Source organism: Prosthecobacter sp., assembly GCF_044226605.1.
GTDB lineage: Bacteria > Verrucomicrobiota > Verrucomicrobiia > Verrucomicrobiales > Verrucomicrobiaceae > Prosthecobacter.
Window position 1 is genome coordinate 105,035 of the sequence record NZ_JBGAGS010000009.1, and the last position, 26,640, is coordinate 131,674.

20 protein-coding genes and 1 tRNA gene are annotated in these 26,640 nt (G+C 58.8%); 15 read left to right on the top strand and 6 right to left on the bottom strand.

From position 1 onward, the window contains the following. Positions 1–18 precede the first annotated feature (18 nt). Positions 19–1,083: a hypothetical protein gene (locus tag ACILSO_RS13930; RefSeq protein ID WP_395738031.1), complete on the bottom strand. Its 1,065-nt coding sequence runs from the start codon at positions 1,081–1,083 to the stop codon at positions 19–21. A gap of 221 nt (positions 1,084–1,304) precedes the next feature. Between ACILSO_RS13930 and ACILSO_RS13935 the strand changes: the two genes are divergently transcribed. From ACILSO_RS13935 to ACILSO_RS13950, 4 genes are all read left to right on the top strand, one after another. Beyond that, positions 1,305–3,065 (top strand): dynamin family protein, encoded by a 1,761-nt coding sequence (locus tag ACILSO_RS13935; RefSeq protein WP_395738032.1) that lies wholly within the window; start codon positions 1,305–1,307, stop codon positions 3,063–3,065. Positions 3,066–3,589: 524 nt separating this feature from the next. Next, positions 3,590–5,509 carry a tRNA epoxyqueuosine(34) reductase QueG gene (gene queG / locus ACILSO_RS13940; RefSeq protein ID WP_395738033.1) on the top strand — a complete coding sequence of 640 codons (1,920 nt, stop codon included), beginning with the start codon at positions 3,590–3,592 and terminating at the stop codon, positions 5,507–5,509. 404 nt (positions 5,510–5,913) lie between these two features. Beyond that, positions 5,914–5,988 (top strand) — tRNA-Cys (locus ACILSO_RS13945). Positions 5,989–6,053: 65 nt separating this feature from the next. Further along, positions 6,054–6,623 (top strand): hypothetical protein, encoded by a 570-nt coding sequence (locus ACILSO_RS13950; protein WP_395738034.1) that lies wholly within the window; start codon positions 6,054–6,056, stop codon positions 6,621–6,623. A gap of 951 nt (positions 6,624–7,574) precedes the next feature. Here the strand turns inward: ACILSO_RS13950 and ACILSO_RS13955 are convergent. The 4 genes from ACILSO_RS13955 to ACILSO_RS13970 form a co-directional block, all read right to left on the bottom strand. Then, positions 7,575–10,133: a DEAD/DEAH box helicase gene (locus tag ACILSO_RS13955; protein ID WP_395738035.1), complete on the bottom strand. Its 2,559-nt coding sequence runs from the start codon at positions 10,131–10,133 to the stop codon at positions 7,575–7,577. A gap of 12 nt (positions 10,134–10,145) precedes the next feature. After that, entirely contained in the window at positions 10,146–11,090 is a 945-nt protein-coding gene (locus ACILSO_RS13960; protein ID WP_395738036.1) for a DUF1837 domain-containing protein, read from the bottom strand. Between the two features lie 1,075 nt (positions 11,091–12,165). Then, complete coding sequence (locus ACILSO_RS13965) at positions 12,166–12,855, bottom strand: hypothetical protein (RefSeq protein WP_395738037.1); 690 nt, start codon at positions 12,853–12,855, stop codon at positions 12,166–12,168. 27 nt (positions 12,856–12,882) lie between these two features. After that, entirely contained in the window at positions 12,883–13,821 is a 939-nt protein-coding gene (locus ACILSO_RS13970) for a toll/interleukin-1 receptor domain-containing protein (protein WP_395738038.1), read from the bottom strand. Between the two features lie 136 nt (positions 13,822–13,957). Between ACILSO_RS13970 and ACILSO_RS13975 the strand changes: the two genes are divergently transcribed. Beyond that, entirely contained in the window at positions 13,958–14,212 is a 255-nt protein-coding gene (locus tag ACILSO_RS13975) for a hypothetical protein (protein WP_395738039.1), read from the top strand. 399 nt (positions 14,213–14,611) lie between these two features. Here the strand turns inward: ACILSO_RS13975 and ACILSO_RS13980 are convergent, their stop codons facing one another. Continuing rightward, on the bottom strand, positions 14,612–16,294 hold the full coding sequence (locus ACILSO_RS13980) for an HTTM domain-containing protein (protein WP_395738040.1): 1,683 nt from the start codon (positions 16,292–16,294) through the stop codon (positions 14,612–14,614). Between the two features lie 566 nt (positions 16,295–16,860). On the opposite strand from ACILSO_RS13980, the gene ACILSO_RS13985 reads away from it, so the two are divergent. The 10 genes from ACILSO_RS13985 to ACILSO_RS14030 all read left to right on the top strand — a co-directional run bounded on the left by ACILSO_RS13985 (position 16,861) and on the right by ACILSO_RS14030 (position 26,639). Beyond that, complete coding sequence (locus ACILSO_RS13985; protein ID WP_395738041.1) at positions 16,861–18,024, top strand: acyltransferase family protein; 1,164 nt, start codon at positions 16,861–16,863, stop codon at positions 18,022–18,024. A 44-nt stretch (positions 18,025–18,068) separates the two neighbouring features. Continuing rightward, positions 18,069–18,536 carry a hypothetical protein gene (locus tag ACILSO_RS13990; protein WP_395738042.1) on the top strand — a complete coding sequence of 156 codons (468 nt, stop codon included), beginning with the start codon at positions 18,069–18,071 and terminating at the stop codon, positions 18,534–18,536. Between the two features lie 8 nt (positions 18,537–18,544). After that, positions 18,545–19,189 (top strand): hypothetical protein, encoded by a 645-nt coding sequence (locus tag ACILSO_RS13995; RefSeq protein ID WP_395738043.1) that lies wholly within the window; start codon positions 18,545–18,547, stop codon positions 19,187–19,189. Between the two features lie 488 nt (positions 19,190–19,677). Continuing rightward, the gene (locus ACILSO_RS14000) at positions 19,678–20,925 is read left to right on the top strand and encodes an MFS transporter (RefSeq protein WP_395738044.1); all 1,248 of its coding nucleotides are present in this window, start codon (positions 19,678–19,680) and stop codon (positions 20,923–20,925) included. An 80-nt stretch (positions 20,926–21,005) separates the two neighbouring features. Continuing rightward, entirely contained in the window at positions 21,006–21,827 is an 822-nt protein-coding gene (locus ACILSO_RS14005; protein WP_395738045.1) for an HpcH/HpaI aldolase/citrate lyase family protein, read from the top strand. 8 nt (positions 21,828–21,835) lie between these two features. Continuing rightward, the gene (locus tag ACILSO_RS14010; protein ID WP_395738046.1) at positions 21,836–22,342 is read left to right on the top strand and encodes a hypothetical protein; all 507 of its coding nucleotides are present in this window, start codon (positions 21,836–21,838) and stop codon (positions 22,340–22,342) included. Next, a complete protein-coding gene (locus tag ACILSO_RS14015) occupies positions 22,339–22,893 on the top strand; it encodes a hypothetical protein (RefSeq protein ID WP_395738047.1) in 555 nt (184 codons plus the stop codon). Before ACILSO_RS14010 ends, ACILSO_RS14015 begins: the two co-directional genes overlap by 4 nt. Before the next feature lie 249 nt (positions 22,894–23,142). Next, positions 23,143–24,249, top strand: a complete 1,107-nt coding sequence (locus ACILSO_RS14020; RefSeq protein ID WP_395738048.1) for a substrate-binding domain-containing protein — start codon at positions 23,143–23,145, stop codon at positions 24,247–24,249. Between the two features lie 171 nt (positions 24,250–24,420). After that, complete coding sequence (locus ACILSO_RS14025; RefSeq protein WP_395738049.1) at positions 24,421–25,302, top strand: fumarylacetoacetate hydrolase family protein; 882 nt, start codon at positions 24,421–24,423, stop codon at positions 25,300–25,302. Then, positions 25,299–26,639, top strand: coding sequence for an aspartate aminotransferase family protein (locus ACILSO_RS14030; RefSeq protein ID WP_395738050.1), 1,341 nt, complete (start codon positions 25,299–25,301; stop codon positions 26,637–26,639). The genes ACILSO_RS14025 and ACILSO_RS14030 overlap by 4 nt, the downstream gene beginning before the upstream one ends. The last annotated feature ends 1 nt before the right edge of the window (position 26,640 follow it).

Below are 26,640 nucleotides of genomic sequence, written 5' to 3' on the forward strand. Positions count from 1 at the left end.
GACGACTTTGCGCATTCATCAGCGCCAGAACAACGGCAAAGGCACGATCAGCGCAAGATCTGCCAGCACGCGATAGGCCTCAACAGACAGACTCCGCCGTGAGAGGTGCAGGCTGTAGTTCAGCCCTGTCACGATCATGCCTGCTTCGGCCATGCGAAACAGAACCTGCCCCAGCTCACCGGAGCCGACCAAGATCGCCACCACGATGCAAAAGCCCGCGGTGCCTTGCAACACCAGCGGCATGCCCCCGGCATCGCCCATCGAGCGGCCTGCCTTGTCGGTTTGCGAGCCCGTGCCACTCACATCACCCGCCGCCTTCTCCTTCTCCGCTTCACGCCGCGAGATCATCTGCAGGTTGCACGCAAACAGCAGGGCCAGCAGCAGGCACTCCAGCACCGGCTCCTTGATCGTCTCCGGCATCGCAAAAAAACGCGTGCTCGTCGTGCACCCCATCGCAAACAGCAGCGCCGCCGTCAGCTCCTTCGGCAGCACATGCCCCATCCGCACATCCAGCTGCCGCAGAAACGACAGCACCATCACCCCCAGCACAAACAAACTCAGCACCAGCCGCGATCCGCTGGGCAGCGGCATCCGCGACACCAGCATGATGCCCCCCAGCCCCGCGCAGCAGATAAACACATCCCGCACCACCCGGCTCCCCTGCGCCGCCCACGACGCCAGGTACAGCGCCACCAGCAGCGCCAGCCCCAGCGCCTGCCATAGCACCCCCTCCGGGATCTCCCACAGCGCCAGCCACCCCAGCACCAGCAGCACCGCTGGAATGACACCCCACAGCAGCACCCGCCGGTGGCGGTGGTAAAACGCATGCCTCACATCCAGCTCCGCCACATGCTTCACCGCAAACGTGTCCAGCGTCCGGTCCAGCAGATACACCGCCCAGCACACCAGCCCCAGTCCCACGCTCAGCATCGGCATCAGCCGCACCCCATGCGCATGCGCCAGCGCCGCCTGCCACAGCACCGCCACCAGCGGCGCCTCCAGGCTCAGCACATGCGGCCACAGCCACCACGGCGTGGATTTCGCAGCAGGCACACATTCGCTGTCTGGACTCTCGGCAGTCAAGACTCCCTCCTTAGTCTGCCGCGGAGAAAAAGAAAACACTCATCACAAAATCCGCTCCCTCTCCCCCCAAAACACAACCCCCAGCAGCGCACCCCCGAAAACCAAGAACCAAGAACTAGGAACCAAAAACACCGCCCCCAACTTTTTCCCTTAAACTCTCCTCGGCATTCGAAGGAATGTTGCGATGCGAATCTCTCGCGGCACACTGCCCCACCCCCCTCATGATTGGCGACGACTATTTCGAACTACGCTCACGCATTGGCACCGACCTCCTGGCTCTCGCCGCGGCGCAGCGTGAAGCCGGAGGCGATCCCGAGTCCGCCACCATCCTCGACAATCTCATCGCCTCCCTCAAGGAGCCCTTCGTCTTCGTCGTCGTCGGCGAGGTCAATGTCGGCAAGTCCACCTTCCTCAATGCCCTCTTCGGCCAGGACTTCTCCTCCACCGGCGTCGTCCCCACCACCGGCAAGATCCTCTTCTTCCGCCACGGCGCCGAGCACAGCGTCGTCCCCGTGACTCCCACGCTCGATGAAGTCTACGCCCCCGTCGACTTCCTCCGCGACTTCCACATCGTCGACACCCCCGGCACCAACTCCGTCGAAAACGAGCACCAGCTCATCACCGAGCGCTTCGTACCCATCGCCGATCTCGTCATCTTCGTCTTCTCCGCCATGAACCCCTGGGGCGCCTCCGCCTGGCAGTTCCTCGAAAAAGTCCACCGCGAGTGGATGCGCCACGTCATCTTCGTCCTCCAGCAAAGCGACCTCCGCTCCCCCGAAGAAATCCAGGTCATCACCGACTACATGGGCCAGCTCACCCGCCAGCGCTTCGGCCGCGACTTCCCCCTCTTCGCCGTCTCCGCCAAAAAAGCCTTCCTCGCACGCAATGCCGGCATCGAGCGCGAGCGCCTCCTCCAAGACTCCGGCTTTCACGCCCTCGAGGCCCACATCTCCTCCATCGTCCGGCACAATGCCGCACGCCTCAACAAGCTCGCCAGCACCATGCGCCTCGCGCGCCAGATCCTCGAAGGCATGAAGGAGCGCTTCATCGCCGGCATGCAGCTCGCCAAGCGCAAGATGGTCGTCCTCCAGGACCTCCAGACCGAGCGCGAGCTCCAGGTGGACCGCACCCTCAAAAAAATCCTCCCCGCCCTCGATGCCACCGAGCGCGACTACCACGAGTCCACCCTCCGGGTCGCCGGCCTCGCCAATGACGCCCTCGCCACCCGCAAAGCCTTTCAGCGCAAAGACGCCGAGGACACCAGCGAGACCGCCCCCCGCCCCCAGAGCCTCGACCACCGCCTCTTCCAGGAGCTCCAGCACCGCACCGGCGACCGCTGGCGCCAGGTCTCCCTCGTCCTCGAAGAAGACGTCCACCAGTTCGAGCGCTTCCTCTACGCCCAGGGCCGCGGCATCCTCTTCCCCACAGACGTCACCCTCCCCTCCCACGACTACGGCGAAGAAGACAGCGAGCTCCGCCGCCGCTTCGGCACCCACGTCGACTCCTCACTCCGCCGCTTCGTCATCGGCCTCAAGCTCGACGAAGACATCGAGCCCGGCCTCGAAAACGCCCGCGTCACCGCCCGCTGGCTCCCCCGCCTCGTGGCCCCCGTCCTCATCATCACCGCCCTCTGCGGCTGGTTCGATGGCATGACCAGCGCCGCCATCGCCCTCGGTGCCGGCCTCCTCCTCCTTGCCGTCGTGTACCTCCTCACCCAGGTCCGCCTCGCCAACGCCCGCAACGCCATCCTCGACAAGTTGGAGGAATCCTCCGTCAAGCTCCGCGAGATGCTCTCCAAGCAAGTCACCGAAGACGTCACCGCCGCCTTCACCAAATTCCTCGACACCCTCAACCCCGCCCAGGCCAACGCCGCCCACATCGAGCGCGAGCAGTCCGCCCAAGTCGAGCGCCTCCGCCAGCTCTCCGACTCCTTCGACGTCCTCGACCACCAGATCCGCGTCCTCACCCCCGCCGGGAAATAAGGGGGAGAAGTTGGCAATCGTTTGCCGTTGTTGGCAGTGGTTTGCCGTCGTTTCCAAAGCCAAAGCCTTCGGCAGAAGCCCACGCTTCAGTGCTCAGTGAATCATTCGCCAGAGAACCAGCACAGCCGTAAACTCCACGCACCCTTCCAACAGTCCCACAGGGCCTGTACACCTCGCCATTTCCCCTCCGGCCAATTTCCAATTCCCAGTTTTCAGTTCTCAGTTTTCAGTACCCCAGCGCAAACTTCCCCCTTCACCTCCCAGCACCCCCCACTCCTCTCCGGCCATCTCCCCCTCTGACAGTCTCATTGCCTGATTGTCCCCCCTCAGCTTCCCGTCCCCCAAACTTTTTTCCCCTCTTTCCCCTCTTTCGCCCCCCCCTCCGGAAACTCCGCCCAACCACTGCAAACAACCGCAAACCATCGCCAGCCACTGCAAACTCCGGCTCTCCCCCTCCGGCCAACAACCGTTCAGCCACCGTCAACAACCGTCAACCATTGTAAACTCCGGCCCCTCTTCGTCCCATGACCCCCTCGGAGCTCAAAGCCGCCCTCATCGCCCAAGCCCGCGCCCTCGGCTTCGACGACTGCCGCATCGCGCCCGCCCAGCCCGCCGCCCACCGCGCCCTGTTTGAGCAATGGCTCGCCGAAGGCAAGCACGGCGACATGGCCTGGCTCGCCCGCAATCCCGAGCGCCGCACCGACCCCACCCAAGTCCTCCCCGGCGCCAAAAGCATCATCATCCTCGCCCTCAACTACTACCAAGGCGGCAGCGCTTACCCTCAGGAATCCTCCTCTTCCTCCCTCACCCCCAGCGCCCCGCCCTCCCCCCTGGGACCGCGGCACTCCGATGCCGCTCTGCCTCCGCCATCCCCCCTCGCCCCCAAATCCTCCCCATCGTCCTCGTCCTCCTACTCGAACTCGTCCTCGATCAATCCACCCCCGCCAGCCCCCCTCACCCCCGCAAGTCCCCCAGCCTCCTGCCAATCTTCCTCCGACTCCTCCTCCCCTGTAGGGAGGCTGGTCCCCCAGCCTCCGCCGAGCGTCCCCCCTCCCCATCGTCCTCGTCCTCGTCCTCCTACTCGAACTCGTCCTCGATCAATCCACCCCCGCCAGCCCCCTCACCCCCGCAAGTCCCCCAGCCTCCTGCCAATCTTCCTCCGACTCCACCTCCCCTCAGGTAGGGAGGCTGGTCCCCCAGCCTCCGCCGAGCGTCCCCTCCTCCCCATCGTCCTCGTCCTCCTACTCGAACTCGTCCTCGATCAATCCGCCCCCGCCATCCCCCAGCGCCCCCACCCCGTATTGGGAGCGCCGGCATCCTGCCGGCTCCGGTTCAGAAACCCCCCCCGCCACACCCCCACCCTCCGAATCCCCCCATTCCCCACTTCTCAGCACCCAGCCTCCGACGCTCACGATCCCGCATCCAGCATCCAGCCCCCAGCATCGTCCCTCCAGCTCCCCATCCCCTCCGGCAATTTACAATTCCCAGTTTTCAGTTCTCAGTTTTCAGCCCCTCAACCCAGCGCCCCACCCCACCCTCCGCGTCCCCCTCCGGAATCCAGCATCCAGCCTCCAGCCTCCAGCATCGCCCCCTCAACTCCCCAACCACCGCCAACAACCGCCAACAACCGCCAACAACCGCAAACTCCGTATCGAGTCGCCCGCTACGCCTGGAACAACGACTACCACGACCTCATCGACACCAAACTCCGCCTCCTCACCGACTTCCTCACCGCCCACGGCGGCACCCAGCGTCCCTACGTCGATACCGGCCCCGTCCTCGAGCGCGACTTCGCCACCCTCTCCGGCCTCGGCTGGGGCGGCAAAAGCACCATGCAGATCCACCGCCACCTCGGCACCTGGTTCTTCCTTGCAGACATCCTCACCACCCTCGAACTCCCCCCCGACGCCCCCGGCCCCGACCGCTGCGGCACCTGCACCCGCTGCATCGTCGCCTGCCCCACCCAGGCCATCACCGCCCCCCGTCGCCTCGATGCCCGCCGCTGCATCTCCTACCTCACCATCGAGTCCAAAGGCCCCATCCCCCACGAATTCCGCCGCGCCATCGGCGACCGCATCTACGGCTGCGACACCTGCCTCGACGCCTGCCCCTGGAACCGCCACGCCCAGGCCTCCCACGAAGCCACCTTCCAGGCCCGCCAGACCATATTTGCGCACACCCTCCGCGACTTCCTCTCCCTCACCGACGAAACCTTCCGCGCCCTCTTCGCCAAATCCCCCATCAAGCGCATCAAACGCCCCGCCTTCCTCCGCAACGTCTGCATCGCCCTCGGCAACACCGGCACCCCCCAAGACCTCCACGCCCTAGAACTCGCCTCTCAGGACGAACACCCGTTGATCGCCGAGCATGCCGCATGGGCTATCGCAGAGATTCGCGCGCGAGCGGAAGCCGACGGCCAAGCCGTTGGCAATGGTTTGCCGTAGTTGGCGATTGTTTGCAATGGTTGTCCCGAACCCACGGCTACGCCGCTTTCTGGCCTCCGGAAACTCCGGCCTCCGGCAACAACCGCAAGCCACAGCGACCCACCGCCAACAATCGCAGACGCATCTCAATCGCCTCCCCACCCAGCGCACGTACGTAGTTCGGAGTTCGCTTCGCGGCTACGCAGTAGCCCGTCCGGAAGCCTCCGGGAGCTCCGGAAAAACCACAGTCAACCATCGTCAACAACTGTAAACCACCGTCAACTCCCCTCCGGCCTCCGGTTCCGGCAACAACTGCAGACCACGGCAAACAATCGCCAACCACTGCAAACTCCGCGCCCCCGCCCCTCCCACAGTTGACATCCCCCCAAACCACCCTACCATCCCCGGCTCTCTATCCAGAGAACGGCGAGGTAGCAAAGTGGTAATGCACTGGTCTGCAAAACCGGTATGCGCGGGTTCAATTCCCGCCCTCGCCTCCACTTCACTTCATTCACCCCCTCTAACCCGGGCAGTCGCATCGTGAACCTCAACTCGATTCCCTCTGGTGAGCAATGCCTACACAGTGCTTTGGAACAGTGACCGGGTCCGGATCGCCAAAAAGCACGGCCTCATCGGCAGGAGCATTGACTTTCTCTTTGGCGGCCCACACACCACGCAGCCCAGTTTCATCAAAGCCGGCGTGAAGGCCGGAGAAATCGTCTATCCCGTTTCCGTTCGAGACGGTGCCCTTCACATTCTCTCGCAGGTACGGATCAGGGCGCTGATGACGGTGGACGACTTCATCGCCGCTCATCCCCATCTCTATCCTCCCGAGACTCATGCCCCACGCGCTTTCGAGACCCTCGAAAAAGGTGTCGAGCTGCACCCTTGGCTGCGCGCCTTAAACTGGACCGGGTCAGATCATGTCCTGCTGGCAGAGAGATCCACACCGTTCAGCCTCGACACCGTCCTGCCGCCCGAAATCCTCACGCGGCTGACCTTCCGTTTCAACAAAGCCGACTGGCCCGTCAGTGGCGTCGCTGAAAGCCGCCTCACCACCACCGTCGGCCTTCAGGGCATCCATCGGTTGTCATTCTCTTCTGCATGGGACTTCGCCAGTCTCTTCCCGGCATGATTTCAGACCAAATCCCTGACATCTTTTTCCCGTCTTCTCATTTCGAGAACAGCGAGGTACCAAAGGGGTCATGCACGGGTCTGCAAAACCGCTATGTGCGGGTTCAATTCCCGCCCTCGCCTCCATTAATTTCCCGGGAAGTTTGCGTCCCATTCTGGCCGAAAGGCGTGAAGCTGGAATATAGCTGGGCGCTGCACGGTGGGCCGAGTTTTCGATGCATGCGGGTTGTCTTTAACCTTCCAGATGCTCAACCATCCACAGAAGCATCAGGGACTAATCCCCTTCCATCTCATGTGCCTCTTCTGTCGGAAACAAGTTTATATCAAGCCTCACCGACAGTTCGATATCGACAATTCCTCACGTTCTTTGTTTTGTTCAAAGCACCGGGAATGTACGCAAAACCGTTACGAGGTGTTGAATACAGGATCGTGCCACCAAAGCTCTATCGCCATCCATAGCTTGGATGATTAAAGCTGCGCCAGTGCAGGTCGACAAAATTAAAAGCGCCACAGCCCTTGTAACTCGCGCTATGCATGGGCCTAGCGCGTTGATGATAACTTCCCATTCGTGGGCTGACCAAGAGCGATATGTCGTCTTCATGGCCGGATACATTATACACTTTTCCAAGGGCGCAACCAGTAGAAAACCAGCGTTATTCGCGGCCGAACTATTGAATTCATGTTTTTCTGTGTTTATTGCCTTTTCAATAAATTTGTCATATTGACAATATCTATTCCATCCTAATTTGACAGGTTATGCTTTAACCAAGCATCGAAACCGGTATATTATACTGTTTTATATTGTTTCACGTCAGCATTCTTGATCGAATTGGCATAAAGGCTATGCCAGCAAAACCAGTGCGCGTTTCAAATCCCCGCCCTAACTTCCATTTCCTGAAGCAACCGTCCTTGGAAAATTCATCTTAGAGCCATCACTGGCTTCTTGGACTCACTATTTTCCGAGGATCAAATGTTTGATTTCCTGGAGGCAAATTTTGGGCAAAGGAAATGTGTCAAGACGTTGAACAGCGATAGCAGCCATCCAGCTTTCAGGAGAAGCGTCGGCCCGCATTCCGACAATCTTTTGTCGGATCATCAAAGATGTCATTCGAGTTAGGCCTAGTGCCATTAATCGGATTACACCTGCATTGGAACTGCCGCATTCCAGATAGAGGGGTAAAGGCGGAAGTGAAACCTCAAGCTGCTCGGGTCTGCGTTTGCGAAGAACCAGCGCAAGAACATCTAAATAGGCCTTAAGATCTTTAGCATATTGGAAGCGTAACAACTTCTCAATATCCGCAATCACCTTTTGTATCACACTGTTTGCCGACGCCGGAACCAAAGATTCACTCTGGGCATCAAACTCTTGCCGGCTTTTAATTCTTTCGTCAATAAGCCACCTTAAGCTTTTACCCTGCATCCACCAAAATGCCAACCATACATCGGACCGCTTATAAGGACGAATAGGCGGATTGAGATAGGTTCTTGCAGTTTCCATCACGGTTAAAAGGCGCTGATAAGTTCCTTTTTTCCAAAGGTCGATCGGGATATAGGCATCAATATCAGAAACCGACAGTAAAAACTGATATAGCTTAGATAATCTGTCTGGAGGAACGGTGAAGTTTCGTCGAAGAATATCCCCAGGCAAAACTGTCCCAAGAGGGGTTATCTGGCGAAGTGTTTCACCCCATTTCTCCTCATCGACGTTCAGTGTATAAGTTGCCTTTTTTGACGAATCTCCATCCAAGACAAAATCTTGAATCGTCTTGCCCAGAGCCGCACTTCCCATATCAAAATCGTCTTCTCGCATGGATTGATTCTCCAGCACACGCCGAATAATCATGCCCCCATCTTCCACGGCATCTTCAAGAGCAGACCGAATTGTCTGTAGCTTTTCCCCCTTATAAAGAGGTTCCTTCCAAAAGATCGGCCGCAAACACCAAACATTTCCATGAAACTCTTTGCCGAGGCGTCCAGCTCTTCCGATCAAGTTAAGAAACGACCCTCGGTCCATTCCATCGCCCCCTTGCATTGGCCGCTCGATGACGATATCGCTTGCCGGTAAGTTCACCCCTTGTAATAAAGTCGTGGTGCAGCAGATGTATCTTAAATGACCTGCGGCGAATAAATCCTCCACCCCGGCGCGCACTGGCCCGGGCATTTTACTGTGGTGAAAGGCAATACGTTTTTTTAAGAGCTGAATTAACAAGTATTCAGGGTGAACATGCTCGTGTAAAAAATCGATAAACTCTTGGATCACCAACGGTGTTTCACGGAGTGTAGGTTCACGCTTAGCCAGCTCAATCGCAACTTCAGCTGAATCATTGGGACTATTTGCGTAGACAATACAGCAACAACGAGAGAGCCTTTTTCCGACTGCCACGGCGCGAGCGAAAGCGGCTCGCCTCTCGGAAGTTTTTAACGTTCCGAACTCAAAATCCAAATTTCTTTGCCCTAGAGAAATAACATCGTCATTGACGATCAATTCAAATCGCACCATTTTAGCATCTTGCTCTTGTTGAACCAAAATCAGGTTTTGTCCAACTGGCGAAAGCTCTTCGATAAAAGTGTACCCTTTTGAGGTTAGTGAAAATAAGTCTAGCAAATGTTCAGGATTGCGAGTGCAAGGGCTCGCAAAATAAATTCGAGCTTTACGAAAACGACGAACCACCTGGTCAATAGCTGCGTGTAGTTGAATGCCTCTTGCCCCGTCTCCGATGCCATGAGCTTCATCCACCAAAAGCATATCTATCTGTATCGCTGGTTCCGTATCCTGGTTAAGTAAGGTCAAAAGTCGCTCCTGGGTAAGAACGTAGATCATGCTCTGAGATCCCTCCTCTTTCGACACATGAAGCGGCACACATCGGACAGGGGTATTATCGATTCCCGCGTCCTTCAGATGCTTGCGCACATCGGCTGCAACCTGACGTATTAACGCACGAGTCGGTACCACGTAGACTATTGTCATGGGATTAACGGACGACTTTACCTTCTGAACAATATCTACAGCGAATATATATGATTTTCCCGCTGATGTAGGGGCCGATACGCTGGCCGCGAAAGTTTGCTGCAAAGTATAATACAGCTTAGTTTGAAAGTCCGTCAGCGTCTTCGAAATAGCATCGATAGTATTGCCATCTCTGCGCACCTCTTCTTCGAGAGAAAACTGCCACGGCAATCTTCCCTCCTGCCCTTCCTTGATGAAGAGGCTGCGCATCAACGTAAGCCCTGGAAAGTTTCCCAGCCGAGAAAGAATAACAGATGCCGCTTTAGCTATTGCCAGCTGTTTTTCCGTAGCGGTGTATACAGAACGGATTGCAATCTCGTAGGCCAAGCGGCGACATTCATTCTCTTTCGAGAAGGCCAAACAAGAAGCTATCGAGATCACTGATCTGATGTTTTCATCGAGAAACTGTTCAGGTGCGCTTAACGGTTCACCTGGCAATATGCTTTGTGCATGCGCCACTATCAGTCTCCTGATTAGTAGTTGGCTTTCTTGATCAAGAATCATTTATGCAAAAACTCATTTTCCGCTTAGGACTTTGTCGAATTCTTGCCTGAAAGCCTCTACGCACGGAAAAGGAAGAACGAAAATTTCGAAGCGCGCTTTGGTCCACTCCAATAAAGAAAAGTGTTTTCTTATCTGTTTTCCAAACGCATTTACTTTGGAAAGATAACAATTTTTGAAATCCAATTCAGCTTCGCGGAACTTTGATTTCAAAGCTATTTCATAGTCTCTTAAAGTGAATCCTAGTAAGCATGCATGATTTGTTCGTAAACCTCGACCTGTATCATAGGATTTGGCAATCTGGCTTGCCACCGATTTACCCTTGTCATCCAAATATTTGAATTGAGAGGTGACGAGTTTAATTTCTCTTTCACGCCCCTTATTTGTGTGAAAATTTCCGATGCTTCTGGCAGCGTTCCTAATGGCTGCAGAGGGAGTTTGTTCTAGCTTCGATTCACCAAAAAAGATATCGAACAACTGATCTTGCTCTGACCACCGAAGATGAACTCCGTCGGAGCCCAACACCTCCATCTCTGATCTGCCCTTAATTTCCATTTTGCACACAACTTGAGGAGCTCTCAAAATCACCTCCATAAAAAAATAAAGCAGCATCTCTCCCGCTTCTCCTGCACTTGTTGCTCTTCTTAGTAATGTGCGCGCTTCGCGATTTGCGGCCTGCAGGTCTACAAGTGAAAGGTCAGGTCTATGCCTTTGGAACCGGCGCTCAGAGAGGCAGAATTGAATCAAATGGTCCACCAGTGTTTCAGCCAGAGCAGAAACTCGTGGACGACTGTCATCATCAAACTTGAAGTAGTGAAATCGAACCTCGGCAGGTGGTGTGATTAAGTTAGTTGAGTCCAAACTCCCAATCATAGAATGAAACCTAGCGCTGGACGCTTCTATAAAGCTGTCGAGCGTTTCCTTGTTCAGGGCTTCCGGGTTAGGGGTGGCATCGCTCACTGGGTCCATTTCGGTCCGCGGTCTCAGGCTTATAACTTGGACTTCAAACATTGCTAGTCTAGGCGAAATAATTAAAACTACAAGTTTTAACCGAATAAGAAGCTAGGCGTTTTGTTTCTAATGCGCACTCAAAACATTGATTTTCATTGATTTGAATTCACTACGTCGTCCTCATCTCGGCACGTACATAAAAGACGCCAGCCACGAATGGCACTTACTTAACGAAGACAATATTCACCTTTAAGCGGAGGCTTCGCTTCAGGGATCCATCTCTGTGCCCCTCGATTTGGACTCGGTGGTTAAAAAATCCCCTCCTTTTTGACCACAGAGTCCACAGAGGACGGATCTGAGGAGGGCTGAAGAACTGGATTCATCATCGCCGTTCGGAAAATGGCCTTAAGTAAGTGCCATTCACGCCAGACACCTTTTGTATTACCTCCCGGCCTGACTCCCTCCCCCCATCATGCGCTTCCTCTCCGCCATCGCCCGTAGGATCACCAACCGCTTATCGCACCCCAACTCCGAGGGAGTCATCACCGCCAACGCCCAGTTCAACCACAAGATCGGCCCACTTCAGCGTGGCGACGTTTACGAAGAATCCCCTCATCGACTTTCTCGAGCATCACAACAACGCCGGAGAAATCGATGGCGGCGGCACCCAGCAGGAAACCACCGGCTAGACCAGTTCTCGAAAAGATTGTCATTTTGACCGGCGAGCGCAGCGGTCCCAGTGGCAAGGCGGGAGCGCCGTCTGCTATTTGAAAATAACAGGCAAGCGACCAACGCAGCCAATGGGGCCGCTCCGCCGCCCGGGCAATGTGACAAGATTTTTGAGAGTTGGTCTAAATCGCCTGGTGCGACGTGACCCTCGATCTGAAGCCCTCATCCGCGTCCCTCATACCCTCCATCATCCAGTTCCTCGAGCACTGCGGCACCCCCAAAGGCTCCAAGCTTCACCATATACCCGGCGAATGGCCTCAAGCAAAAATGGAAAGTATTTTCTGTTGAATCGTCGAAAAAGACCCAAAATCCAGGAGGGCGCATCTTCTTCCGAGTCGTTTTAATCAAGGCTTCCTTAACTATATCTGAAGTTTCGCTGCTCTACGCTGCGTTCACACTTCCAGCGGGCTATCTCTTGTTCTGAAGGACGCTCTACATGTGGATGTGATATTGTGGATTCGTATCGGACGCCATAGCGATTGGATACAGAAATGCAGTAATGATACGCGCATAAAATACGCTTGAGCGAATTGTCTAAACAAAGCTGGATTGATTGATTTGATACAACTTCCGCTCGCGGAGGAACCTTTCCTTCAAAAGGGCTGCCTAGAGTCGTAGCTCCAAGTGAAAATAAAAACGGAAGCATTCGATCCGTCGAATCTTTCGCAGCCACAATCCACTTCGCTTGAAGGGACGCTGCGTAAAGTAGGGCTTCGCAAACAATCAAGTGGGGGCTTGCTAATCGCAGCCTTGCGCTACGATGGCATACTAATCGAGAGATCTCGATCATTTGCGCGGGCGGCACCCAAAAGTCCAGGGCTCTTGCCCAAGATTTCAGAAATGGTGCCCCCCAGTTGGCACGCACTAACCCCACTAAAACCCCGTCGCGACGCATGGAGATATGAAATGCCTTTTCGTCGAATACATCTAGCGAAGTATCTCGATCCCTAAAAGCATTAGATTGCTCGCGTCTGAAAGCCTCCATTTCTTTTGTAAACGCTTCTTCAAGCGAAGCAGTATAGACTGGAATGCGCAAGTCTGTCATAGTTAAATTTAATTACAGAATGGTAATTTATTCTGGTACTCGTTCTGCTTCAACAGTGCCAAAAACTATCTCCTTTGATTGCCCTCCAAAACCAACAAACAGGCCCTTGAGATAGCTATCCCCTACAAGTTCAACCAAACACACGCCGTATGATAAAGGTTCTTTTGGCTTAATTTGGTGATACTCAATTCTGCGATAAGAGCCATGAGTAAAATGCGCGGTTAACGAAAACCTCACTGAGCGTAAAAAGCGGTCATCTGGAGTTTTGCGGAAAAGGGGCGGATGAATGGCTTCGCCTTTGACAATTGTTGTGCTGATCGAGGCACGTTCAATCGTTGAAAAATCAAACTCAAGATTTAGTTTTTGGTCTTTAAATTTTCCGCAATTTTGCACCATAAAACCTTCCCATACACCAACAAGACCTAGACAATCCGTTACCTGCGAACTATTAGTGGTCGAAGATGACTCGGCAGATTTAGCGCCTCTTATTTTCTCGGTTTGAGACAAGTTATCAAGCGACTTATTAACGGCCTGGCATAAGTTTGTCAAAATTTTGTTCCGGTCGGCCCCCTTCATCCGATCCCATGGCCGATTGGGCCGGTTGACACCTTGGAACGGGAGAAAATCTCGACATTCTTCCTCCAAAACACTTGAGACGAAAAGGTTTAATACGGTCAATCCGCGGTGTTCTGCGGCAGATAGTATTTCAGGCAATTCTCTGCTATGTATAAAGTCTGATGCCAGAAAATCAGGACTCACCAAGAGAATAGCGATACGCGCAACGGCTAAGGCTTCATGAATTTCCTCGGGCCATTTTTGGCCTGCTTCGATGCTTTTGTCGCTCCAAATGACCGCTTGCTGTTTTAGTTCCTTCGGCTTCAACGCCACCACCACACGCTTGCGGCAAGCATCATCCTTTTCACTATAGCAAATAAATACAAGCGGCCGATCAAAACGTTTTTGCATACGCACGAGATTGTTAGTTATCCTAAGGTCACTGCTAATCAATCGTTTACCGCAAGGCGTCAGATAGCAATCCCAAAAAGATGTCCGGGCCCTTTATTCGCCTAGCCGAAACAGACCATTACTTTTGTAGTAGCTTGTGCCCTCCGGGTCGCCTTCCACTTGCGATGGCGGCGGCACCCTGCAGGAAAAAACCGGCGAGATCGCCTGGTGCGACGTGACCCTCGATCTGAAGCCCTCATCCGCGTCCCTCATACCTTCCATCATCCAGTTCCTCGAGCACCGCGGCGCCCCCAAAGGCTCCAAGCTAACCTGCCACTTCCCAGACGCCACCGAACAAGAACTCCCCTTCGGCCTCCGCGAACTCTTCGGCATTCACCTCCATCAAATCTGAAACCTCTGCGTTCTCCAAAACTTTGCGGTGCCAATCTCCGGTCATTCCCTTGCTCCCTCATTCCCCTGCCAAATCAAACCTGATCCTCAGCCTCTGAAATTTTTCTACCCCTAATCTTTCTACCTTTATCCCCTCACCTGCCCCAGAGAGAGACCCCAGTTCCGATTAGCCCTGCGGTGCAACTCTCCGGCCATTCCCTTGCCAAAAAGAGCACTCCCTTTCGAAGTCTATCGCGACTGCGACATCAACTTCGTCGCCTCAAGGTCCAAAATCCCACCTCAGAAATCTGGGAAAATTTTTCTGCCCCTAATCTTTCTGCCCTTTCTCCCGACCGCCGAAAACAAAAAACTCCCTCCAACCAAGCCCCATTCACGCCACCCATTCCTCTCACCTGCTTGATCAATGCGTGCAGCACATCGGCTCCTCGAGAGATTTCAGCCGCCGCGACCACAGCAACTTTCCCTCCAGATACGGCAGCGGCTCAAACGCCCTCACATCCCCGAACACTTCACCATGGGATCGGCCCAGCTGCAGCACCTCCTTCGCCTCACCACGGCGATACCTCACCCGGAAATCCCCCTTCACCTCGCTGATCAGACGCCGAAACTCAAACCACGGCAGGATGAAGTGCCCCGCACTCCCAAAGTGCTGAATGCTCCGCGGGCGCACCCCCGGCGCAAACACATCCGGCTCACTCGCCACCACCTGCACCAGATCCGTCTGCAGCGCGAACACATCCGCCCGCCTCAGGAACAGATGGTTCCCCGCCCCCTCCGACCGCAGGTTGCTGAACATCGAGTACGAAGTCTCCGTCCGGCTCCCGATCCACGGCATCAGCCCGTTCACCAGCACCGGCAAGAGCCCCACCCAGGCCGCAGTCCAGCGCCACCCGAACGGCAGCGGCAGCGCCGCACGCCTCTCTCCAGCCCCCCGGCTCGCCAGCAGATAGCACCCGCCCAGCCAGCAGCCCCACACCCAGAACACCGCAAACCCGATCCGGTTCGCCGTCTTGAAGACCGTCTGGTCCCGCTGCACAAACAGATACAGCGCCACCTGGCACAGCAGGGCCGCAAAAAACAGCACCACGAAGGCCCACCGCGCCAGCCGCCGCCCGCACGCCTCATCACCCCGCCCCAGCCACGCCAGCTGCCTTCTCCACAGCCCCAGCAGGCGCGCACCCCACTCCACCGGCAGAAACACCGCCAGCAGCGCAAACATCAGAGAGCTGTAGCTGAAGATCCCCGCCGCAGGATGGATCGAAAGCCACAAATGAAACACCACCGCCGCCGCAAAACCCACGCGTCGCGTACGCCCAAACATCAGCAGCACCGGAATGCCAAACTCAAAAGCATACGAACCCCAGATCGCCCCCCGCAGCGTCCACGACCCCGTCGGAATCAACCACCCCAGGCACGCCGCGATCTCACGGTGAAACACCGCCGCGCAGGACGTCTCCGGATTCAGATAATCCCAGTTCAGCTTTTGGATCCCCGCCCACCCATACATGATCACCACCGCCGCCCGCATCACCGGTGCGAACCGTGAAAACCACTCCTCGCCCCCCGCCTCCACCACAGGCAGCCCCCGCAGCCACAGCGTAAAAGCACCCGGCACCAGCAGCGTCGTGCCATAATCCAGCACCAACCCCCGCGGCATTCCCGGCACATAAACATACAGCCCCTTCACCACCGCAGCCCCCGCCAAAAGCAGCCACCCCCACGTCGGCCCCCACCTCGCATCCAGCAGGCCCCTAAACCCCTTGCCCCGCACCAGCCACTCGACCAGCGCCACCCCCATCGTCACGTGCAGCATGCCCTCAAACAGGATGTGATTCGGCACAAACGGCAGCTTGTCCCATAGATGCAGCAAAGCCGTCCCCACCAGCAGCGCAAAGCGCAGCACACACGCCGGCTGGAAGATCACCTGCACCGCCGCCGCCGTCAGCAGCCATCCCTGCCACGTCTCCGCCCAGAACGTAAACGCCAGCTGATGCACCAGCGTCGTCACACCCCAGATCAAAGCAAACACCGGAAAAGCCCGGAACACAGCACCCTCCGGGCCTGGCGAACATGGGGTGATCATATGAGTCACAAGGAAGCAATGAGGGAAACGCTGAATAAATCAACATCTGAAGCACAATCCATCCAACCCCTCATCGCCCTCCCTCGCCAACCCCCCCGCCCCTCCCCGAGGCCAAGTCGGAAGACCACCCCCTTTCAAAATCGAACAGCGAACAAGTCCAACAGCAATCCCCTCCTCCCCCTCCGCAAACGCAAACAACCTGCAAAATTGCCGAATCCGACACACAACTCCCCGCCGCCGTCCCCTTCAATTGCCATGACGATCCTTGACCTCGTCCCCCCCTCCCCGCCCCTGGTCCCCGCAGAAAAAATAGCCTCCACTCCCTTCCACCTCGCAGCTTCCGTTTCAACACAGTCCCACGACCCCCATGGGCCCTCAACCACCTGCCCTCCCCATTTCCTCATTCCCGTCTCCCTCTGCCTACCCCCGCAAGCCCCTCATCCTCATCACCTTAAAACCCAAAAACGGCCCAGTTTCTCACCTCCGGCGGCGAAAGCCCCCCTTCTGGCTGCGTAGGTCTCTTCTTCCGCCAGCCAGCCAACCAGCTAGGCGGACCGCCCGCCAGCATGCCACCACGCCTCGCCTCTTTCGATGTTTATCGCGGCATCGCCCTCTTCCTCATCGGCCTCCACGAGCTCCTGCTGCTGGACGAAGTGGCCGCCCGCTACCCCGACAGCCCCGTCTGGCAGTTCATCCGCTTCCACACCTCCCACGTCCCCTGGTCCGGCTGCTCCCTGCACGACATGCTCATGCCTTCCTTTGTTTTTCTCATGGGCGTGTCCATGGTCTTCAGCATCTCCGCCCGCACTGCCCGCGGTGAGACCCGCCGCCAGATGACGCGGCATGCGGTGACGCGCGCCGTGGGCCTCATTTTCCTGGGCATCTTCATCCGCAGCCTCTCCCGCCAGATGACGCTCTGGACCTTTGACGAGACGCTCACACAGATGGGCCTGGCCTACCTGCCCGTCTTTGCCCTGGCCTTCTGCGGCACGCGCGGGCGTGTCCTGGCCTTTGCCTCCTGCCTGGTGCTGCACTGGCTCGTCTACGCTCTGCACCCCGTCATACCTCCGCACGCGGACCCCACCGCCTGGAACACGCCTGCCGGCTGGCCGCACGACTTCGAGGGCTTCTTTGCCCACTGGAACCATAACCGCAATGCCGGCTGGGCGCTGGATGTCTGGTTGCTGAACCACTTCCCGCGCACCGCACCCTACGTGGGCTGGCTCGGCGGCTACACCACGCTGAACTTCATCCCCACCATCTCCTCGATGATCCTCGGGCTCATCGCCGGCACTTGGATCCAAAACAACGACATCCCCGGGCGGCGCCTGGTCATCACCGGGGTGGGCGGCATCCTTCTCGGCCTCGGGCTGCACTACGGCGGCATCTGCCCCATCGTGAAGCATCTGTGGACGCCTGCGTGGGTCTGCCTGAGCGGCGGCCTCTGCATGCTCATCCTGGCCGGCCTGCACCAGCTGGTGGACGTGCGGCAGCACCGCCGCTGGGCCTTTCTGTTCATCGTCATCGGCATGAATCCGCTGGCCTTTTACCTCATGCGGCACACGCTGGAAGTGTGGATGGCCGAGGCCGTGCACCGGCACTTCGGCACCCGCTACGTGATGCTGCTCGGCCCGGAGATGCAGTCCATCATGACCGGCGTGCCCAGCCTAATCTTGATCACCCTCGTCGTGTACTGGATGTACCGGCGAAAGATCTTTCTGCGGCTCTGATTCCCTTGCGTCCTGAAAAAAAAACGTGCATCCACCGCCGCCCCATGAGCACTGGCACCCTCACCCTGCACCGCTTCAATGGAGACGAGATCTACCCGGTCGTGTCCGCCACCATCCGCCACCATAAAGACGAGGACGGCGCCTATGCCATCACCTTCCGGGCAGAGACATGTGGGCCTCCCATTCAAACCCTGCCGGACACCGAGTCCCTGCACGCCCAGCCTTCCGCCGAGTGGACGCTGACGCAGCCAAAGATCCCCGCCGTGGTGCTCCGCACGGGCGCCCGTTTCGCCATCCCGCAGGGCTACGACGAAACGACCGGAGAATACCTCACCAACCTGTACTACTGTGACCACGAACCGATGGACGAAAACGAAATCGTCGTGCTCGAGAGATCCGGGCTGCAGGTGCGCGCCCGCATCACCGCACTCGCCACAGACGCCAATTTCTACGACGGCTCCAAAGCACGCATGAAGGTCGTGGTCGAGGCAGACTTTACCCTGGGCGTCTAAGGAGGCGGGTGGTTCCCGGCGGCAACGGCGCAGCCCAGCTGGTGGCGCGAGAGCGCGCCAAGGTGCCGTCCGTGCTGCAGCCAGACGCCCTCCATGAAATGCGCCGCGCCCGTGCGCGATTCATCTTGCATCGCCCGCCGCTGTGGCAGAGCATCGGGCGGCAATCATTCGTGGTCATGACCCTCAAATCCATCATCGCGCTGGGGCTTCTTCTTGCCATACCACGGGCGCACTGCGCGGATGTTTACGAGATCCAGGTGAACCAGGAGACGCACAAGTTTGCCATCGATGCCGCAACTGCCCTCGGCTTCGATTTTTCGCCCGACAAGTTCCACCCCCTCTTCGGCAGCGGCGAAATCAACTTCATGCTCCACGGACAGAAGCAGACGCTGAAATTTGAGCTGACGAAGGAAAACCTCTATCAGGTATGGCATGACAAGACAGAGCTGCGGCTGCTCTTTCACGACGAAAGCTCATTTCAGTATGACAAGGTGTATGGGGACGATCTTACCCTGCGGATCATCGCCACCTCCAAGGACGGCATCACCTATGAAGGCAAGTACTCCCTGGAGCTGGATCAAATAGGACTGAAGAACAAGGCGAAGCTGGAAGGTGTGGTCAAGTTTACCCGCAGCTTTCGCTATCACGAGTAGGCACAGGCCGCCTCCCGCCACCACGCATGAACTGCTCCATCATTCAGCATGTGGAGGAATGGCATATCAGCCTCGCGAGGTGAGGTTTGAAAAGCGCGGGCTGGTGTGGATGACCGGCGGGGACAGGGCGCCTGCAAAGTATTTGAAACCCTCAGCGTGTTGTCAGGCCGCAAGATGGCATAACCCGCGACAGCGTTTTGGAACCGGAGCGCAGCGGGTCAAAGACCGGCGAAGGCAAATAGACAACCAGGGGTTGCCGGGAGGGTGGGCGCAGCGAATCAATGCTCCAGTCCTCTGGAGCTCTGCGCAGGCGGTGGGACGTTCGAAAGCTCCGGAGGACCGGCGCACGCCACGACGCTGCCGCGCTCAGAGCAACGTATCTTTGAAAATCCGCCACCCCAGCCTTCCGCGCGCCCACTTGTCCGATCGCCAGACAAGATGAGGGCGATTGATAGAAGGGGCAACTCTGGCCCTTTTGGGGGCAGACCATGCGTGCCAGCTCATCCTTTGCCGAAAGCCCCGTGGCCAGCAGCCCGGTAAAAGGCGCGTGGCTGGTGGTGGGGCTGCTGTGGGGCGTGGGCTGCCTGAACTACCTGGACCGCGTGATGCTGAACACGATGCGGGATTCCATCAAGGCGGCGGTGCCGATGGGCGATGACGACTTTGGCATGCTGACCACGGCGTTTCTCGTGGTGTATGGGCTGCTCAGTCCGGTGGGCGGATGGTTTGCGGACCGCTTCAGCCGCAGGCGTGTCATTTTGCTGAGCCTGGTCGTGTGGTCCCTCGTCACATGGGCCACGTCCTACGCGCAGACGTTTCAGCAACTGCTCGCCACGCGTGTGCTGATGGGCGTGAGCGAGGCCTGCTACATCCCGGCGGCGCTGGCGATGATCGCGGATTATCACCAGGAACGCTCGCGCTCGTTTGCCACGGGCATTCACATGAGCGGGCTGTATGCGGGCATGGCGCTCGGCGGCATGGGCGGCTGGGTGGCGGAGCATCATGGCTGGTCGGCCAGCTTCTTCATCTTTGGCTGCATCGGCGTGGGCTATGGGCTGGTGCTTTTCAAATTTCTGCAGGATGCGCCATCGATGCGGCCCAGCGCGGAGACCGTGCAGAAGCGAGACGCGCTGCCTGCCACGGTGAAGGCTCTGTGCGCCACACCGGCCATGTGGATCATCGCGTTTCAATGGGGGGCGCTGAGCTTCGCGAGCTGGGCGTTTGTGACGTGGATGCCGACCTTTCTCAAAGATCACTTTCACCTCACGCAAACCTACGCGGGCTTCACCGCCACGATCTACATGCAGGTCGCGGCTTTTGCAGGCGTGCTGGTCGGCGGAGCCTGGGCGGACCGCTGGAGCCGCACGCAATTGCGCGCGCGCGCCTGGGTGCCGATGACGGCGCTGCTGCTGGCCGCGCCGCTCGTTTTCCTCACCGCGCACACCGATCTCCTTTGGGTGGCGGTCGTGGGCCTCATCGCCTTCGGCTTTGGCCGCGGCTGCCTGGATGCGAACATGATGCCCATCCTCTGCCAGGTGGCGCAGCCGCAGCATCGCGCCACGGGCTATGGCCTCTTAAACCTCATGGGCTGCCTCGTCGGCGGCGGCTCGGCCTATCTCGGCGGCTGGCTGCAGCAGTCCAGGCTGGAGCTGAGCTGGCTCATCACCGCCGCTGCGGGCCTCGTGCTCGTGACGGCATGCCTGCTGGCTTTTGTGAATCCCTCGCGCCGCGGCTAGCTCACTCGGTGCGCCTTTTTTCTCCCGCATCACTTCATCCTTCCCAACACACCCCACCCTCACCTACGCTCGAAAATACCATGTTTCGTAAATCCAAAATCCTCGCCAAAATCCGTGCCGGCAAAGTCGCTCGCGTGGCCTGCTTCGGCTCGCCGATCGCCATGTTTCCCGCGCTCGCGGCGCACTTTCACTATGACGGCATCTGGCTGGATGCGGAGCACCGCGTGTGGGAGCCGCGTGAGGCGGACGCGATGATCGGGCGGCACCATGCGGCGGACATCGACTGCCTGTACCGCGCCTGCTCGAAGGAAAAGAATTCTTTGTACCGCCTGCTGGAAGACGGTGCCGCAGGCCTCATGATCCCGCATGTGGGCAGTGCGGATGAAGCGCGCGCGCTGGTGCAGGCGATGAAGTTTCCGCCGCTGGGAGATCGCGGCTTCTGCGGTGGCGGGCGCGATGCCGGTTTCTGGATCGGCAAGACGGACGACTACACCACGCAGGCGAACAACGAGACCTTTCTCATGGTGCAGATCGAGACACCGGAGGCGCTGGCGAATGTGGATGCCATCGCCGCCGTGCCCGGAGTGGACCTGATGTTTCTCGGCCCAGGAGACATGTCCCTGCGGCTCGGCTGCACCGCTGCGGTGAGCGATCCCAAAATGCTCGAGGTGCAGAAGCAGGTGGCTGCGGCCGCCAAGAAGCATGGCAAGGCCTGGGGCCGCCCCGTGGGCAGCATTGAGGACGCAAAGGTCATCGTCGATCTCGGCGCGCAGCTCGTGGCCTATGGCAGCGAATTTGGCGGCTTGTACAAGCACCTGGCCGAATGCTCCGCGCAGTTTGATGCATTGCTGAATGAAACCGCTGGCGTGCCCTCCGAGCTGCCCACCACGAAGGCTTACTGATCCCACGCATGTCATCCACCCTTTCACCGCTGCCCTACACGGACACCAAGCCGCACGGGCATGCCGATTTTTATTTCGCTATCAATGCGACCTTCCGCTTCATCTTGAAGCGCTTCGGTCTCGACACTCTGCGCCGTTATTGGTCGGACATGGGAACGAACTATCACAAGCCCGTGAGCGAGCGCTGGCGGTCTGGCGGTCTGCCTGCGGTGGCCGCGCACTGGCGCGCGTTTTTCGAGGCGGAACCCGGCGCGGAAGTGGAGGTGATAACCACCCCGGACGAAGTTCGTCTGGAAGTGCGCACCTGCCCCATGATCAGGCACCTGCGCGAGCATGGTCGCGAGATCGTTCCCTGCCTCTGCCAGCACTGCTACTACGTGAGCGAGGCCACAGCGGCACCTGCCGGACTGACCGTGCGCCTCAGCGGCGGCAATGGGTCCTGCACGCAGCGCTTTGTGAAACAGTCAGCCAATGAACCCGGGCAGCAGCTCGATCACATCAAGGAGGCCGCATGATCGGATGCTATGACTTTTGCGGCCACTACGAGTGGACCTTTGAATGGCTGCGCCAGGTTGGCGGGCATGAGCTGGTGACGGCGTATTGGGATGAGGCGATCAATCGCGATGCGCAGATCCACGCGAACGAACTCATCACCTCCAAGGGCTTTGAAGGCATGAAGGAATACTGGGGGCCGACGCTGGCGGATGAGGGCGCTGTTTCTCACCGCACCGTGACGGACACGGCCTTTCGCATCGACATGCACGAGTGCCCTTCCAAAGGCTTTCTCCTGCGCAATGGACTGGATCAATACGCCGACTACTGCGACCACTGCATGGGCTGGATCGGGCCGATGATGAAGCAGGCTGGATTTGTGATCGACCATCAGCACAACCACTGCGGCCAGTGCTGGTGGGAGATGCGTCGCAAGGAAGACCCCGCGCCTCCGAGCGCCCCCGGAGAACTCAGCGGCGCTGAAGACGTCCGCCTCCGCCCCGGCTGGCTGCGGGATGCGCCGATGGACACCTACCAGCGTGCGACGGAGCCGGATGACAAGACGACGGCGTAAGCAGAAGAGATAATCGAGTGCGCCAACATAGTGGTCCGCACAGTCCTCTGTGCGGGTATCGCCGTCACGAGACGCTTGGCTGGCCGCACAGAGGATTCCCTTCGGGGCTGCGCAGGTGCGGACCACTATGTGCCCCAGCCTTGAGCATGCGGATTTCGTACGGCTCCAAGTTTAGACGCCCCAGCGAGTTCTTCGGCCCGCGAAAGCGCTGCCGCGCCTTATCCGCCCCATTCACAACAACCACCACTCATGGACATTCCCGCGCCCGCTGCTACCTCTGCGGGCATGCACCCGCTGCCGAGACGCGAATCGCTGATTCATCAAGTGGCCACCATCTTGAGGAAGAGCATCCGCGACGGCGTGTGGGCCGAGTTTCTGCCCGGAGAGCTGAGCCTGTGCGAATCCTTTCAGGTCAGCCGCGAGACGTTGCGTGGTGCGCTGGGCATTCTCGGCCAGGAAAAGCTCATCTCCTCCAGCCAGGGCCAGCGGCGGCGCATTCTGACGCCCGCCACGCAGAACAAAACACCCAGGCGGCGCGGCGTGATCCTGCTCACCTCTGTGCGACTGGAGCAGATGGACGGTGCTTCGATTTTGCTCATCGACGGCCTGCGTGGGCAACTCGCGAAGCACCATCTGGAGCTGCAGGTGCAGGTGAGTCCCGCGTGCTTCACGCGCAAGCCGGAGAAGGCACTCGCGGCCATGGTTCAGGGTTCCACCATGGCGCTGTGGGTGCTCTTCAGCGCGCCTGCCGCCGCGCAGCGCTGGTTCATGAAACAGGGCCTGCCCTGCGTGCTCGTGGGTTCGCTGCATCCCGGCATCGCGCTGCCGTCTCTGGATGCGGACTACGATGCAATGGGCCAGCACGCGGCCAATCAGCTTCTCAGCCGTGGCCACCGGCGGCTCGCGGTCGTCATTCCCAAAAGCGTGCGGGCGGGAGATGCCTACACCGTGGCCGCCTTTCGCGCAGCCTGCGCCAAAGCGCCCGGCGCCACGCTGCAACTGCTGGAGCACGATGGCACGCCTGCGGGCATTCAGCGCTGCATCAACTCCATGCTCAAGGAGTCACCGGCCACAGGCCTCTTCATCGCCCATGCGCGCCATGTGCTCACCGTGATGTCCAGCCTCACCAGCCGCGGCCTGCGCATTCCGGCGGATGTGTCCGTCATCTCGCGAGACAGCGAATCCTTCCTGGAGTTCATGGTGCCCCGGCCCACGCACTACCACATCCCTCCGCTGGTGCTTGCGCAAAAACTTTCCCAGGTGGTGCTCAAGATGGCGCGTGGTGAGAGTGTGGTCGCGAAGAGCCACCTGATCATGCCCACGCTGGTGGCGGGAGAGACGCTGGCGAAGAGGTGAGGGCTTTGACTCGTCCTCGCTGGTAGAACGAACTTCCAAGTTCGTTCCCTCCGGCCGAACTTGGAAGTTCGGTTTACATCCCAGAACAGACTCCGGACCTGCTTGTCCGCACAGCAGACAAGTGGACGCTGATTGAGCCACTCCCGCGCTGCGCTTCAATGGGCGCACTCCATGAAACTCATCCGCATTGGCCCTCCGGGGCAGGAAATTCCCGGTGTTCTCAGCGACCGCGACGGCCCCCTTGATGTCAGCGCTTTTGGCGAAGACTACAACGAAACCTTCTTCGCCACGGACGGACCCGCACGTCTGCGCGAGTGGCTCGCCACGCAGGGCAAACTGCCACGCTTTCCCGGCATGCTGCGCTATGGCCCGCCCATTGCACGACCTTCGAAGATCATCTGCGTGGGACTGAACTACGCGGACCACGCGAAGGAGTCCGGCGTGAGCCTGCCGGAGGAGCCGGTGCTGTTTTTCAAATCCACCTCCGCGCTCTGCGGTGCGAATGATCCCGTCATCATCCCGCAGGATTCTTTGAAAACAGACTGGGAGGTGGAGCTGGCGTTTGTCATCGGCAAGGTGGCGCGCCGCGTGCCGGAGGCGGATGCCATGCAGCATGTGGCGGGCTATGTGCTGCACAATGACTACAGCGAGCGCGAGTGGCAGCTCGAGCGCTGCGGCCAGTGGGTGAAGGGCAAGAGCGCGGACAGCTTCGCACCGCTCGGCCCCTGGCTGGTGACGCCGGATGAGATCGCCGATCCGCAAAATCTCGACCTGTGGCTGAAGGTGAACGGCGGCCTGCTGCAAAACAGCAGCACACGCCAGATGGCCTTCGGCGTGGCCACGCTGCTCAGCTACATCAGCCGCTTTATGACGTTGCTGCCCGGAGACGTGGTCAGCACCGGCACGCCGCCGGGCGTGGGGCTGGGCATGAAGCCGCCGCGTTATCTCAAAGCAGGCGATGTCGTGGAACTCGGCATCACCGGCCTCGGCGGTCAGCGCCAGGTGGCCTGCGCCGAAACTTTTCAGCCTTCAACTCGCATCTCAAACCCATGACTGACAACTACACGCAATCCCGCCAGCTTTTCCAACGCGCCGCCCGCAGCATCGCCGCCGGAGTGAACAGCGGCATCCGCAAGCTGGAGCAGCCCGTGCCGCTCTACTTTCAATACGGCCGCGGCCCGCGCCTGTGGGATGTGGATGGCAATGAGTACATCGACTTCCAGATCGGCCAGGGTGCACTTCTTTACGGCCATGCGCCGGAAGGCATGGCAAACGCCATCGGCATGCAGGCGCGGTTTGGCACGCACTGGGCCGCACAGAGCGAGCTGGAGATCGAAGTGGCCGAGCGTCTGCAGGCCATGATCCCTTCGGCGGAACTCGTGCGCTTCAACAACTCCGCCACCGAAGTGGTGCTGCATGCGTTTCGTCTGGCACGTGCGCACACGGGACGCCGCAAGATTTTGAAATTCGAAGGTGCGTATCACGGATGGTCGGATGAGGGCCTCGTCGGCTACGGTCCGCCGCCGGATGTCTGGGGCGATGACGAAGCTCCTGCGAAGCTGCACCCGAGCCAGGGCGTGATTCCTGAGGTGCTCGACACCTTCGTCGTCGCGCGCTGGAATGATCCCGACCATCTCCGACGCATGGTGGCCAAACACGCGGGAGAGATCGCAGCAATCATCTTTGAACCCATCATCTGCAACACCTGCTGCATGGAGCCGGTGCCCGGCATGATCGAAACCATCCGCGAACTCTGCGACCAGGAAGGCATGCTCATGATTGCGGACGAAACCATCACCGGTTTTCGATTCGGTGCCGGTGGTGCGCAGAAGTATCTCGGCTTTGTACCGGACCTGACGATCCTCGGCAAAGCGATCGGTGGTGGTCTGCCCTTTGCGGCGCTGGCGGGCAAGGTCTCGGCGATGCAGAAGATTATCGACGGCACCGTGGTGCACGCAGGCACGCTCAATGGCAATCCGCTCTGCCTGGCCGCCAGCAAGTGGTGCCTGGATGAGGTGCAGTCTCTGGGAGACAGCCACCCTGCCGCCATCACCGAACTCGGCCGCAAGCTGATGGATGGCCTGCGCATTCTCGCGGATCAGCACGGCATCCCGCTGCGTCCGCAGGGTCCCGGTCTGGTATTTCATACCGTGATGCTCAAGCCCGGCGCCGCCGAAGGCCCTGTGCGCGACTATCGCGACTACGCGCGGCGTCAGGATGCACCACGCTGGACGCACCTGCGCCGCTGCCTGCTGGACGAAGGTGTGCGCGCCATCGAGCGCGGCCTTTGGTTCATCAGTCTCGCGCATCGTGAGGCGGACATCGAGGCCGCACTGGTGGGAGCCGCGCGCGCTTTTGCAAAACATGCGAGTGAGTGGACCGCCCCCTGAT

Bases quoted from the DNA above. Each gene is read 5' to 3' on its own strand.
- queG (WP_395738033.1), top strand. From the start codon at position 3,590: ATGACCCCCTCGGAGCTCAAAGCCGCCCTCATCGCCCAAGCCCGCGCC.
- ACILSO_RS14000 (WP_395738044.1), top strand. From the start codon at position 19,678: ATGCGTGCCAGCTCATCCTTTGCCGAAAGCCCCGTGGCCAGCAGCCCG.
- ACILSO_RS13955 (WP_395738035.1), bottom strand. From the start codon at position 10,133: ATGATTCTTGATCAAGAAAGCCAACTACTAATCAGGAGACTGATAGTG.
- ACILSO_RS14005 (WP_395738045.1), top strand. From the start codon at position 21,006: ATGTTTCGTAAATCCAAAATCCTCGCCAAAATCCGTGCCGGCAAAGTC.
- ACILSO_RS14025 (WP_395738049.1), top strand. From the start codon at position 24,421: ATGAAACTCATCCGCATTGGCCCTCCGGGGCAGGAAATTCCCGGTGTT.
- ACILSO_RS13990 (WP_395738042.1), top strand. From the start codon at position 18,069: ATGAGCACTGGCACCCTCACCCTGCACCGCTTCAATGGAGACGAGATC.
- ACILSO_RS13980 (WP_395738040.1), bottom strand. From the start codon at position 16,294: ATGATCACCCCATGTTCGCCAGGCCCGGAGGGTGCTGTGTTCCGGGCT.
- ACILSO_RS14015 (WP_395738047.1), top strand. From the start codon at position 22,339: ATGATCGGATGCTATGACTTTTGCGGCCACTACGAGTGGACCTTTGAA.
- ACILSO_RS13985 (WP_395738041.1), top strand. From the start codon at position 16,861: ATGCCACCACGCCTCGCCTCTTTCGATGTTTATCGCGGCATCGCCCTC.
- ACILSO_RS13965 (WP_395738037.1), bottom strand. From the start codon at position 12,855: ATGACAGACTTGCGCATTCCAGTCTATACTGCTTCGCTTGAAGAAGCG.
- ACILSO_RS13970 (WP_395738038.1), bottom strand. From the start codon at position 13,821: ATGCAAAAACGTTTTGATCGGCCGCTTGTATTTATTTGCTATAGTGAA.
- ACILSO_RS14020 (WP_395738048.1), top strand. From the start codon at position 23,143: ATGGACATTCCCGCGCCCGCTGCTACCTCTGCGGGCATGCACCCGCTG.
- ACILSO_RS14030 (WP_395738050.1), top strand. From the start codon at position 25,299: ATGACTGACAACTACACGCAATCCCGCCAGCTTTTCCAACGCGCCGCC.
- ACILSO_RS13935 (WP_395738032.1), top strand. From the start codon at position 1,305: ATGATTGGCGACGACTATTTCGAACTACGCTCACGCATTGGCACCGAC.
- ACILSO_RS14010 (WP_395738046.1), top strand. From the start codon at position 21,836: ATGTCATCCACCCTTTCACCGCTGCCCTACACGGACACCAAGCCGCAC.